This window comes from Tateyamaria pelophila, assembly GCF_019966495.1.
Taxonomy (GTDB): domain Bacteria; phylum Pseudomonadota; class Alphaproteobacteria; order Rhodobacterales; family Rhodobacteraceae; genus Tateyamaria; species Tateyamaria pelophila.
This window is the reverse complement of sequence record NZ_JAIMIA010000053.1, coordinates 1-13,194: the sequence shown is the minus strand read 5'-3', so window position 1 is coordinate 13,194 and position 13,194 is coordinate 1. Positions and strand designations below refer to the sequence as shown.

The window sequence follows — 13,194 nt, the reverse complement described above, 5'->3', positions numbered from 1 at the left end:
ATGAGTGATACGGCGGTTGAGGCACAGCGGCTTGAGATCGGCTATCGCAATGGGCGGGACGTTACGACCGTCCTGAGCGATGTCGATCTGACTGTCCCGCAAGGGGAATTTCTGACGATCCTTGGCCCATCGGGCTGTGGCAAGTCGACGCTGTTGCGGGTTGTCGCCAACCTTCTCGACCCGCTTGGCGGACAGATCACCGTTCTGGGAAATACCCCGGAAGCCGCACGGCGTGCGCGCAAGACCGGGTTCGTTTTTCAGGACGCAACGTTGTTGCCATGGCGCACTGTTGGTCAAAATATCCGGCTGCCCGCTGTTGTGGGCGGCCGACAGGCAAGGGCCTTGCCGGATACGCGGATTGCCGAGGTGATGGCGCTTCTTGGTCTGTCCGGTCTGGAAGACCGCTATCCGTCGCAACTGTCCGGAGGACAGCGCCAGCGCGTTGCCATTGCCCGCGCGCTGATTGACGAACCGGAAATCCTGTTGATGGACGAACCCTTTGGTGCGCTTGACGAGATTACCCGCGACCGGCTGAATGACGAATTGCTCAGCATCTGGCGCGAAACCGGCATGACGATCCTGTTTGTGACCCACTCAATTGAAGAGGCGGTCTATCTGGGGCAGCGCGTCATCGTGATGGCCGCCAATCCGGGACGTATTTTGAACATCCACGATCTGCGTCCAGTCAAATCCGACGACAATCACTGCCAGCGGGACAATGCTGCCATCGTGTCGGAGATCGCGGCGCAGCGGCAGTTGTTAGCAGAGGCCTCATGACACGTTTATCCAACATATTGGCCCCGATATGCGGCGCTTTGTCGATCCTTTTGGCTTGGCAATTCCTGTTGCCGCTTTCCGGCGTGCCAGCCTATATCGCGCCCACGCCGACCAAGATCATCGCGGTGTTTTTTAACCAAACTGATCTGATCCTGTCGAACTTCCTGCCGACTGCGATTGAGGCGCTGGCGGGGTTCTTCATTGGCAATCTGGCTGCTGTGCTGTTTGCGATCCTCTTTGCCTATGCGCGGTTTATCCGTATGGCGTATTTCCCGGTTGTGCTGTTTTTCAATACCATTCCCATTCTTGCACTTTCACCGATCATCATCCTGATCTTTGGCTTGGGCATGACCCCCAAGATCATCATTGCCGCCATCATCTGTTTCTTCCCGACGCTGGTGAACATGATTCGCGGGCTTGCCTCGGCCTCGCAAAACGAAGAAGAGCTGTTTCGCATGCTCTCGGCCAACAAGTTTGAGATTTTCTTGCGCCTTCATCTGCCCCGCTCTTTGCCGATGCTGTTTTCATCGCTGCGCATCGCAACCGCAACTGCCGTGATCGGTGCCATCGTGGGGGAGTGGATTGGCGCGGACAAAGGGTTGGGGGCGCTCATCATTCAGGCGACCTTCAACTATCAATCGGACAAACTTTATGCGGCAATCGTTGCTTCCTCATCCCTGTCAATCGCGATGTTCGCCCTTGTTGCTTTGGTTGAGGCACGTGTCATGCGGGGCTGGGCGCGGTAGCCTGTCTGATTGATTGCAGCACCATCAGGGGATCATGTGGGAACGCCTTCTGCAATCAATGACTGAATTGCGTGCTGCGCACCGACTTAGGGTTTTACGCAGTTGCAGCAATTTCTGCGCTGCGAGCGCAGGCAATACAAATTCTGACACTTCCGCTGTGGGCTCTGAACTGTCATTCGCCGCAGCTTGGTCGAAGGTCCGATGTGGCTGAAACCACTATTTCGACGACGGAAGCTCGGGCCTTTTTGTAACCCGGTAGAATGACTGTGTTGCATTTGGGTACACTTCAGCGTGACATTTATTTGTGGTCAGAAACCACCAGTATTACGTCACAATAGAGTTGTATTCGACTGATTGTGACACCATCTCAATGTTACATATCCAATTGTGACACTGAGGCACCATGACAAAAATCGGCTACACCCGCGTTTCTTCAACCGACCAGAACCCTGATCGCCAAGACCTGGGAAACATCTCCCGTCTGTTCGAGGACGCGGCATCAGGTGCCAAGGCTGATCGCCCGGCGCTTCAGGACATGCTTGCGTTCATCCGCGAAGGTGATGAAGTGGTCGTCTTCAGCATCGACCGGCTTGCCCGTAATCTGCGTGACCTTGAGGACATCATCCGTGACGTTAACCGGGTAGGCGCTTCCGTAACCTTTCTGACTGAGCGTTTGACCTTTTCCGGCTCTGATGATGCGATGTCTACGCTCATGTTGCAGATGATGGGCAGTTTCGCTCAGTTTGAGCGCACAATGATCCGCAAACGTCAGGCAGAGGGCATAGCCCTTGCGAAGGTCAAGGGCGTCTATCAAGGGCGCAAGCCCTCGATTGATCGCGCCGCAGTAACAAACATGCTCAATGAAGGATCGTCGGTCACCTCCGTTGCCAAGGCATTGGGTATCGCGCGACAGTCTGTTTATCGCATCAAGGGTGAGGTTGGGGTTTAACAGAACCCGGTACTTCAGAAGCAACAATCCGCTATTGTCAGTTTTCTGGCAGGGGTGGGTTTTTCCGGCAATAGCCCCCCACCCCTGGCAACCGGTGGGGGTCGTGACCAAGACCGGGCCGATAGCCCGATTATTTTTCCCGCTTTAATTTTTCGGAGTCGCCCTCTTTTTTTCGATAGGCCCCTCGACCCATACCCGCTGTGCTATTGCCGACCAGAAGTCATGCTCGGGCAGTAAGCGGGTCCGTGCGCTGATTTCCATCTCGGTGCAGGCTTTGAAACGACGGGCACCAGCGGTGACAGCTTCTTCGATCAGCAGGGCTGTCATCGTCCTATCCCGCCCACCTGAGAAATAGAGGAAAAGTAGAGCAGCGGACAACATCCCTGACACAGGGGGGCGTGTCGCGGATACACGCCGGATGTTTACCATGGATGCGGGCCAGATATCACTTGATCAGACTTGTTGGCGTTCCGGACCAAGAGATGCGCAACGCCCTCTTTGCCCGTGTTGCGGCCACATGCAAAAGCGAGCGGTTCTGGTTGATGATGTCAGCCCGGTCCGCATCGTCTACGGCTGCCTTTAGAGCCCCCGCTGGCGGGAACGTTGTTTCGGACAGGAACGGAATCGCAACGGCGAAAAACTCAAGCCCCTTAGCCCTATGCATGGTGGTGATCCTAACACCCGGAACAGACCGGTCATCCGCGGTGCCCGATCGCAAGACAACCGTGTCGATTCCCGCCGCTTTCAGTGCTACCTGAACACGGTCCACATCAGCTCGGCGGTTACACAATACCCCAATATCAGCGAGCCGGATTTCATCCGCAGGCAGCGCTCGGATCCACTCGACAAGCTCCTCTAGCTCCTCTGTTTCGGACCGGCAGGGAACCAGCTTGGGCGTGGGCCCGTGCAGAAGGCTTACATATCCCCGAAGCGTGTCAGTTCCCTCGTCGAGGTCATCTACGCTCACCCCCTCCAAGATGGATACCGCCCATGCGCGTATCTCCTCGGTCGTCCTGTAGTTTAGCCTTAGTCGCCTCGACCGGCCTCGCACCTTGATCCCGCAGGCGGCCATGCTTGCGCGGCGCGCGTATATGCGTTGATGTGCGTCGCCAACGATGAAAATGGAATTTCGGTCCCCGGTCGGCGTTTCGGGAACGATCGCCCGTATCAGGCGGAATGCCTGCTCACCCATGTCCTGTGCCTCGTCGACGATCACTGCCGCGTAGGGCAGGTTCGGCGCTTCTGCCGACAGGATCTCGGTAGCCTCGCGATAGGCGTCATCCGGCTCAGCCAGCCCCTCACTTATCATTCGTGCACGGTAATCCGAGAACACGTCCCAGAGTGCGGCCCGCTTGCGACGGTCGAGGGGGGTGCCCCGGCCCGCGCGAGACGCTTTCAGATAGGCACGTTTATCGGTCAGCCCTTTGGCCTGAACGATCTGGGCCCATTCCGCCTTTGCAAACGCATCGGATAGGCCCTCAGGCAGCTCGTGGTCATCAAGGACCTCGCTCCAAATTTGATCTAGACGGTCTCGCGCCTCCCCGAAATACGCCACTTGCCGCTCGAAGCTCTTTCGCTTGAGGAACTGGGAGACCCAGCGGTCGAGATTGATGACCTCAATTAGGGGAGGCCTCGCCTCAAGATGCTCTGGACATAGGGTCGCAAGGTTCGCTTCGATGTCCTGTGCAAGGCTGGTGGTGAAGGTAGTAAACAAGACCCGCTGGCCCGTTCGAGCCGGGTCCGCCTTGATCTGGTCGGCGATATGTTTCGCGCGATGCATCGCAACCACTGTCTTGCCAGTCCCGGCACCGCCGCGAACCATTGCAGGACCATTGTAGTCCCGATAGGCGATCTTCCGCTGTTCTGGATGCAAGAAGATCCTCCAGCCCTCTAACCCTTCCTCGAACACTCGCCTAAGTTCGGCCTCCGAATCTGGGATGAAGATGGTCTGTCTGCTTTCTTCCGTCTCGATTAGCCGATCGAAGGTCAGATCGCTTTCAGGCGAGGAGGACTCGCCCTCAGGCTCGTCGGCGACCCCGGTCAGCGCATAGACTTCCTCGTCGGAATACCCCGCGGCGAGTGCATAGAGGACTTGGTAGCTGAGAGGGTCGAACCGGTCCTCTCCTGTTTCAAGCGCCTCTAACGTGGTGAGGCGACGCACCGCAGGGAGTTCCTCATCCTCGACTCCAAGTGCCCGGAGCCGTTTGTCCGAAACTTCCGAGAAGAGCCGCGGCTCAGACGGGCTTGGAGCCTCGAGCGTGGCCGTCTCCGCATCGATCTCCTCGATGACGCGGATCCGGTTGGTGTCCGAATCAAGCTTGACCCGCCGACCAGAAGCCCAGCGATACGCCTTGTCGTGCTCGTTGACGTGCACGAACATGGTGTCTCTGCCGACCTCGAACGCGATTGCCCTGTAACCCTGATCCACCCGAAGGGACTTTATGGCGCTGTCCTTTGCCCCCTCGACGGTCTCAAGGTTAAGACCATTCCCTGACGGATCGCTCATATAGCGGGTCATCATATCCATGAAGCGGATGGCAACCTTGTCGGGCAGCTTTCGAAGACTCTTCATGCAGCCGATGTCGTAGGAGACCCGTTTCGTGATTGTATCCGTCATGATTGTGCCCCCTCAAGCGCCTGCAAAACTCTGGTGACGGTCTCTCCGACCGCGTTCGTGTCTGGATCGAACGTGATCAATGACCAGCCAACCTCCTCGTGTGCCTCTTCCGCGACGGCGACACCTGCTGCGGACCAACCAAACTCCATCATGCCAATGACCCGTCCCCCGGAGAGTAGGTCGTCTCCAAAGTGGTCTGGCCCTGGCGTCTCAGCGGCAATCAACGCATCGATCAGGGAATGGAATGCTTCGTCGCAGAGCGCCCGCGCCTCAGCCCAAGCGCGCGCCTCAATCCCACCATCGGGAGCCTCCGCCTTGATGGAAATGTCAGGTGGGGACAGTGTGTCTAATCCATCAGTCTCGACATGAAACCCCCGGACCCTCTGGAACAGGTTCACGAGTCGCCAGAGGCCACGCCACGAATCCGTGTAAATCGCTTTCGCGGCGGGTGACTCTCCTGGTATCGGCAACTCGGCACGCAGCAGGAGCCGCAGGTCTTGGTCCGTTTCAAGCCATTCGGTCGGAGAGATTTTCTTGCAGGCGAGGTAGAGGTCGAGCGCTCCAGTTCCGACATGTTCAGTAAGGCCAGGTGTCAAAAGAAAACCGCTCCCCTCTTCTGAGAGGCTGGCCGCTCTCGGTAGTTGATCAATCGGTCGCCCTGTTGCGACAAGTGCACGGATCAGGACGGAAAGCGCGGTGCGATCTTCCTCTGCCTTCCCATCAAGCAAGCGCTTGAGCGCGGCGAGTGAGCTACCGGTCTGGAAGGCGCGGACCGTGTCAGCGAAGGGCGCAAAACTTGGATGCGCGAGTACTCTTCCAAGAGGTCCGACCTTCACAGCCCCAAGACTCTGCTCCGAAAGCGGATTCTGTGCTGTTACGTCCACTGGATCCAGGTCTTTCCAGGAAAGTGTCCACACATCGACGTCCCCGGACCGGATCATGGTCAGCCGGTCCAGAAGGTCCTGGGCGACAGTGCCAGCGTGGTATTCGAGCCCATCCATCTCGATTACCAGTGGACGAGACCCCGCCCGGCCGACAGGGGTGAGCAGGAAGTCGATCCGCTTCTTTGGAAGGCCCCTGAATCGAGCGTCGATCTGAACCTGCGGCTCGATTGTCCACAGTCGCGGCGCATCAGGGTGGCCTGTCCGTAGCACAAAGCCTCGCCGCCCGCCCGCGAGCACTTGCGGCGTCAGCGCTCCATCCCCGTAGAGTTCAGAGAGCGCGCGCAAGAGCCGCTTTTCAAGTGCACTCTCAACCAACGCACCGCGGATTGACTCATCGATCCCAGTTTCTGTTCGTGTCAGGCTGTCCCATTTCTGAAGGATCGCCTCCATCAACTGCCGCGCTCTATCCCTATCCGGCTCGCCGGGACCAAACTGTGCCCGGTAGGGTTTGACGCATCGGAAACATCCGTTTCTGTCCGCTTCCTGATTGCATGGGCAGTCTCGCAGCGCCTGCGCAGCGCGCATGATTACTGCGCGCATTGTGTCAGGATGTTCTGCGATCTGACGCAGGTAGCCGGATCCGCCCGGGACCGAGTCGTAGAGATAGAGGCTTCGGACTGTGGCCATACCGTCAAGCCGAGCCTCAAAGATGGTGGACCGGATGTGGTCCACTTTTCCGGCAAAGTGCCGACGCATTCCAAGGTTAATTGCAGCGACGAAACTCTTGAGGTCGTCATCATCGGCCTCACCAACGACCGGGATCACAATCCGGATCGCCTCTGTATCGAAGCCACGCATCAGGAATACATCTGTCTCCCATCGGTCCCGCGCAAGTTCCGGCTCTCGTGACACAAGGCAGTTCGGTGGGTGGGTTCCACGATCGTCCTCGCCTCGGGGTCGGTTTTGTAGGGTGCCGCAGTGCCTACAAATACGAAACGGCTGTGCGGAGCGATTATCCCCGGCGATCTTTGGTCCAGGAACTGAGGATTTCGGGCCGAAATTGAAGTCCCGGAACGTGCAGTGCGGAATGAATTCGAAGCCGAAAGGTGGCCCACTCTCGCGACTTGTGAACCAAGAAGTGGCGATGTCTTCTGGTCCGTGGAACGGCATCAGGACCCGGTCGAACTGCCGTTGATCCCGCTGGTCCAGATCCCGGATGACCGCCTTTTCCTCGCTGTCGACCGAAATGACTGACTTTAGCTGCACTACATCGTGCTGCGAGCCGGTATCGGACCACATCTCATCCCCGCAGCGCGGGCAGACACGAGCCTCCGCGCCCTCAAGTCGCCGCGCGACATGGGAGCAGGAGGGACAAAAGGTCCACGCAGTAAGATCCTCTTTTCCAATCTCAATTCGCTCAATCTGAACTTGGCGGCCGTTCGCATAAAAGAACTGACCAGGAGCGAATTCAGAAAGGGCGGAACTTGCAGGCCGGGAATACTCTAGGTACAGCAGCCCGTCCTCATCCTTTGCGGAATCGTTTCGACGGGAAAGGATCGAGGTTAGCTTCACGCCTTCTTCGGGGAAGGCATAGTTCGGCAAAACACCCTTGTCGGTCAGGAACTTGATGACCGGGACATCGTCAATACCATTACGGATCAATCGGTTGATCTCTGTTCGATCGCGGGAAATTTCCTTTTCGCGTTTTTCGAACTCCTGATCCGTAAGTTCTGCTCGCCGCCGTCGCAACCGCTCCAGCTCGCGTGTGGCTTCCTCGCGCTTCTGAAGTAGCCGAGCTCTCTCCTCTGCAGCGGCGTCGAACGCTGCTCCGACTCGCCATCCAATCGAACGTGTGTCGGCTCCGGTCAGATAGGTCCGGATTCGGTCCGCGAGGTCCACCCGATTTTGCACCTCAGGTGGTAGTCCTGACAGGAAGATGTCTGCGAATTCTGCTCCGCGTTTCTTAACGAGTTCTAGCCACTCAACCGGGAAACCCTCGGTCGCCCCAGCCGCCCGACGCTTCAGAACATCTCGAACCTTTCCGTAGTCCCCACTCTCTGTAGATTCCGACACATAGGCATCGAGGGTGAACGCGGTCACCTGACGCAGGAGCACCTCCTCCGCAGCCAGGAATACGCCCGGTGGGCGCACTTGCCCGGCCAGCATCGGGGTCGGGTCCTCCCAGAACTGAAGGTCGTGCGGTCGCGCGTTGGCCAGAACCAGGTTCAATGCGTTCCCGTCTCGGCGCCCACTTCGCCCCATACGCTGGACGTAATTTGCCTCCTCCGGAGGGACAGAACTGAGGAGCAAGGTCGAAAGGTCCCCGATATCGATCCCCATCTCGAGGGTCGGGGTGGCTGAAATCAGGTTCGGCGACCAACGAGCTTCCCCTTTGATGAAACCGGTCTCCACCCGAAGCCGCTCCTCCGCCTCAAGTATCCCGGTATGCTCGCGAGCTACGACCCGATGGTTCCGGTTGGATACTAGAGAACGGCGCAGGGCGGGACGCGGCGGTTGGGAGCAGGTCTCTAGTAGTCCTTCGCAGCCAATCCTGGTGCAGGGGGATCCGAGTGTCTGCTCGGCCTTCTCCACAATTACAGTTTCGCGTCGCCCACACCTGCCGCAGGCGAAATCAGCGGTAGCCGTCGAAACAGTGACTTGCTCTGGCTCAAGCAGCCAGGCATGGCGATTTTGGCCATCCGGACCGTTCACACGACGGATGAGCGCGTCCGCCTCTAGACGATTAAGGACGATTGGATAGACCGACTCCGGATCCGTCCCGAGCCGGAGATCAACTGGGCCAAGGACCCGAAACAGCCAGTCGCGATACCAGTTCGAGACTTGGCTCCGGGTAATCCGCTCAAACCCGGGTGGGCCACTCTGAAGTGTAATGGGGATTGGTGCGAGCCCCCTCCAGTGATTTGGAGCGGGTAGAGTACCGGTCCGACCGAGTCCCATATGAGCTGCCGCTCCGAACCAATTGAGGCCGCGCCCGCCTTGGCTCGTCGCAACCGCGCTAACGAGGTACGGGTGCGCGACCGAGCCCTGTCTACACATCCGCTGCACTACCCCGGACAGGAATTGGGCCAGTCGGCCAGGGTCGATCTCGGGGGCACCCGGCAGCGTATTCCGAAACTCGCGTCCGAGACGCTCCGCCGAGGCGAGTAAGCGGGCGGCGGCAACGTCTGCCGAAGCCATCCCGTTGACTTCGAGCGTGTGGCTGAAATGGGCTCTGTAGCTCAGGTCTACAAAATACTCCCAGCCAAGCCGAACTCGCATATGCTCGAGAAACACAGGATCTGCGATCGATATGCTGTCTCGGATTAGGTCCTGGTATCGGCGGCGCCAAGTCTGCTCTTTGGAAATGAAGAGCGCTGTGAAATCATCCGCTCCAAGGGAGTCGAGGTACGCAGCCGGAACTTTTTCGATCACGTCGCGCAGTGTCATCTGGCCGGACTCTGAGCTTTTCAGAGCGCTGAACAAGGACTTCTGATAGACTGAGAGCGCGTTGCGGGTCTCTGCTACGGCGGCCCGGTGCGCCGCATCTTGCACCGAGTCTGAGAACATGAGGAAGCGCGGTTTCGCCAGCGCATTCTCTTCGTTCTGCTCAGAAGTATACAGAGTTCCAATCACCCCAGTCGTCAACCGGGCGGCCCGCATTCCAAAGAGAAGGAGCCCTCGGGCCTGACCGCAGGCCGGGCAAGTCCGGTCGATCCGCCCCTGCGTGTCGGTGGGGTTATACATCCAGACGGGCGCTGCTGGGCCAGGCTCTAGACCGTCGTGATCGGCAGGGGTGAACTCGATCGACTCCGCGTCGAGCAGCCCTTTCACAATCTGGCCGCTGCCGCCGCTCGCTTGGATCATCCGGTCGATGAAATCGTGATAGAAGAGCCGGATCCTTTCTCCCCCGTTCTCGTCAAAGAATTCCTCATAGAGTTGGTCGAGTGGAGCCCAGCAGGACCGTGAGCCGGGATTGAGACGCCCGACATGTGCGGTAGCACCACAGCGGTTGCAATTCACCACCGGCAGTGAGCGCCGCAGAACATGGCGATCTAGGTCGAGCGCGTGGAACAGGTCCATCTCCGACCGCCGCACACCCGCCTCGAGGCGTGGCAGGTTCGTGACCATCCGAGACATTTCCCGGACCCACATTTGCACCCGAACGTTGAACAGAGGACGCGGGCTCTCGGTTTCGCCGGAGCGCGCCCAAGCGACAAGGGCGACTACCAACTCGGCAAGAGCGCGGTGATCTTCGGGCTCCCAGTCGCGCAACACACGCACTTGGGCGAGGCCCGCGGAGATCGCCATAAACGAGGCGGGGCCCAGATGCTCGGCAATGATCTTGAGCGTCCGCTGGCAGAGATGATGCTCAAGAAGCCGGTCCCCGAGTGCGATCCGCCAGGCCGGATCGGCCGGGTCAATCTCCCGCAGGAACGCAAGGTCAGGATCGGCATCGTCTGGGAAGAGGCAGAGGGCAAGCCGTCGCGCGGCATTCGACTGGTCCAGGTCTTCCGCCTCCTGAAGAGCCGAATGAATCGCCGCAGGTTCGGGGCGGTCGAGGTATTCGGGGTCGCCAAATACCTCGTTCGGAGTCTTCCGGGTCTCGCGGATGACGGCACCCTCACCCTCATCGAACGGCTCTCCGAAGATTGTCTCGGCATAGCCGCGCAGTTCGGTCGCGGCCTCTTCGCCTGACCCAAGCGTGGCAGACGACCCGACGCACACGAGGTGCCGCTCGGGCGTGCCGAGCCGATACTTCAACCGGCGCAGCAGCAGCGCCAGGTCCGCGCCCTGCGCCCCGTCAAAGGTGTGCATCTCGTCGACCACGAGAAAGCGCAGGGTCTCGGGATCGTTCGCCCCCCACAGCGGTTTGTCGCGGCCGCGCAGAAGCAAATAATCGAGCATCTTGTAGTTGGTGAGCAGAATGTCGGGCGGGTTCCGCCGCATCGTCTCGCGGTGGGTGATGATGCTGTCGGCCGTCACAGCATGGGTCGCGTTTTTTGGCTCGGCATCGGCGTAGATCCCTGCGCGCACCCCGTCCAGCGCACCGATTTCAGTAATGGCCGCCGCAATCCGCCGGGCCTGGTCACTGGCCAGCGCGTTCATCGGGTAGATCAGGATCGCCTTGATCCCCGGCTTGCCCTTGTTCTGACGGCAATGTTCTAGGATCGGCCAGAGGTAAGACTCGGTCTTGCCCGAGCCGGTGCCGGTGGCGACGAGGGTTGAGCGCGGGGTGTCGCCGCCCAGCCGCTCAAACGCGTCGAGCTGGTGCTGGTAGGGCGCGAACCGCAGCGGGACCTCAGCAAAGGGTTGAACCCAACTGCCATCCGCCGCCCCGTCAATCTGCCGGAACGGCATGTCGACCGAGATCCACGGGCCCTTGATGAAGTTCCCCGGCTGATCGAGGAACCGATCCACCGTGCCCTCGAAGGCATGGCTCGTGGTGTTGAGCGTCGTGTGGACGAGCTCGCGCAGGCTTTCCTGAACATGACGGGCAAGGAGGATCGGGTTCATATCAGGCTGCGTCCTTGGATTTCAGCCGCTCGAAATGGGCCCACGCACGGCGGTAGTCCTCGATCCGGTCGCATTGGGTGAAGGGGCCGACGAAGTGGCGGATGACTGTGCGGGGGCCGCCGGGCATCGTGTCGTCGATGGCGGTGCACGTCAGCTCACTTGGCGGCTGAGCTAGAATACCTTCCCATTTCTTGCGATCAGGCCGCCGACCGTCTTCTTGGTAGCCCGACCGCTGAAAGCCGCTTGCAGTCGTCCAAACAACCTTCCCAAGCTGATCAAAGAATGTTTCCGCTTCATTCTGTATTAGAACTGGGAAAGCAGTCAGAAGGTTTAGGAGGTTTTCGAGTTCAAGACCTAGTTCTTGGGCTATCAAGACGTCGATTTCAATCGTAGCAAGCCGTCTTGCGAGTGGAGATCGCAAAGCGCAAGCCGGGCGCCAATCAGTAGGTGGGTTACTGTCTAGGCCGAGCCCTACCGCCATACTCTGCCAAGGTGATGCTATCGCGGAAACCAAGCCTATATTCCTGTTCCAAAGATCGGCGTAGTCTTCCGTAACGCAGTTCAACTGAAGCACACGAAGGAGGGCATGGTCTGGCAAATTGACATACGGAAGGCTCAAGAGCGTGCTGGGATAAACGTCTCCTTGCCGCATCGCCTTTACTGCAAAGTCATACAGCAGCGAGCTCCAAAGTGCAGCGGCATTAAGCAAATGACGTTCTTGACGAAATGCTATGCTTGTGAGCTGGTGAGCATGGAGTGCTTCCGGAGGCATAACGGCCCCACAAAGACTGCGCTCCGTTCCAACGTCGATCCTTCTTCTGAAGACGAATCGGAAGTTGTTAGAGAATAATCGTGTGTGGTCCCACTGACACCTGACGTTGAAGCCATCCTGTTGATGAATGTTCTCGGCAAGCAGGAAATTCGATCTGGGTCGATAACCTGAGTCTACGTCCGATAGATCGATCGAATCATAGTGCTTTGGAGTTGAGCAGAGCCTCCTTGGAGTCTTCGTCAAGGGATTCAGCGGGTAGAGAGAGGGTCCCGAAACGAAAAATGGACCAGTAGCATCCGGCCAATGGGTTTGGCGTCGTATCGACCCCTCCGATTCAGCATCACTCTGGTTAGCGAAACTAGAGGACTGAAGCTCAATTTCGGTGGATCTTAGCCCCTTAGTTCTTCCCATAATTTCAAGTGTGAGTGCTTCCCGCATTCCCCAAGTAGATCTCTGATTTCGCTGTCTTGAACGTGATATTTTCTATATATATCATGGCGTTGGTTGCTGCGGAGGATGTGTTTCATGGATCACCCAGAGGGTGCGGGCTTGCAGCGGGCAGATCGTGTGGATTTTGACCCTCGCGTGCGGCTGGAATTCCGGGGCGCTCAGCTCAGTTCGGATGGCGGCCTTCTGGTGATGCGCGAGCTTGATGACGCGCTCGGTCTGTCCAATCTGGCGTCTGCTGCCCTGTGCGATAATCGCCGTGGCAAGAACACGATCCACCGGCTCGACGGGCTGTTTCGGCAATCGGTCTACGGCCGGTTGGCAGGATACGGGGACGTCAATGACGCCGACCGTCTCGCGCTCGATCCCGTGATGCGCCAGGTTGTCGGTGGCCGTGCCGTCGATGCGCATGCCGCATCCACGTCGCAGATGGGCCGGTTCGAGACCGAGGGACTGGCGACCGCAGAGAACCGGGCGGCTCTGTCTGA

At 58.8% G+C, this 13,194-nt stretch carries 8 protein-coding genes; 4 read left to right on the top strand and 4 right to left on the bottom strand.

Annotated features, from left to right (window positions below; all coding sequences use genetic code 11):
• From LC354_RS15920 to LC354_RS15910, 3 genes are all read left to right on the top strand, one after another.
• A complete protein-coding gene (locus tag LC354_RS15920) occupies positions 1-777 on the top strand; it encodes an ABC transporter ATP-binding protein (protein ID WP_223425507.1) in 777 nt (258 codons plus the stop codon).
• Positions 774-1,523: an ABC transporter permease gene (locus LC354_RS15915; protein WP_223425505.1), complete on the top strand. Its 750-nt coding sequence runs from the start codon at positions 774-776 to the stop codon at positions 1,521-1,523. Before LC354_RS15920 ends, LC354_RS15915 begins: the two co-directional genes overlap by 4 nt.
• A gap of 403 nt (positions 1,524-1,926) precedes the next feature.
• Positions 1,927-2,472 carry a recombinase family protein gene (locus LC354_RS15910; RefSeq protein ID WP_223425503.1) on the top strand — a complete coding sequence of 182 codons (546 nt, stop codon included), beginning with the start codon at positions 1,927-1,929 and terminating at the stop codon, positions 2,470-2,472.
• Between the two features lie 144 nt (positions 2,473-2,616).
• Here LC354_RS15910 and LC354_RS15905 read toward each other — a convergent pair whose 3' ends face one another.
• The 4 genes from LC354_RS15905 to LC354_RS15890 form a co-directional block, all read right to left on the bottom strand.
• Complete coding sequence (locus LC354_RS15905; RefSeq protein WP_223425502.1) at positions 2,617-2,799, bottom strand: hypothetical protein; 183 nt, start codon at positions 2,797-2,799, stop codon at positions 2,617-2,619.
• 118 nt (positions 2,800-2,917) lie between these two features.
• Complete coding sequence (locus LC354_RS15900) at positions 2,918-5,089, bottom strand: UvrD-helicase domain-containing protein (RefSeq protein ID WP_223425500.1); 2,172 nt, start codon at positions 5,087-5,089, stop codon at positions 2,918-2,920.
• Positions 5,086-11,487, bottom strand: a complete 6,402-nt coding sequence (locus tag LC354_RS15895) for a DEAD/DEAH box helicase (RefSeq protein WP_223425494.1) — start codon at positions 11,485-11,487, stop codon at positions 5,086-5,088. The genes LC354_RS15900 and LC354_RS15895 overlap by 4 nt, the downstream gene beginning before the upstream one ends.
• A 1-nt stretch (position 11,488) precedes the next feature.
• Complete coding sequence (locus LC354_RS15890; RefSeq protein ID WP_223425486.1) at positions 11,489-12,196, bottom strand: hypothetical protein; 708 nt, start codon at positions 12,194-12,196, stop codon at positions 11,489-11,491.
• Positions 12,197-12,784: 588 nt separating this feature from the next.
• Here LC354_RS15890 and LC354_RS15885 point away from each other — a divergent pair.
• Positions 12,785-13,194: transposase (locus tag LC354_RS15885; RefSeq protein ID WP_223421634.1), on the top strand; the 410-nt coding region annotated here is incomplete at its 3' end.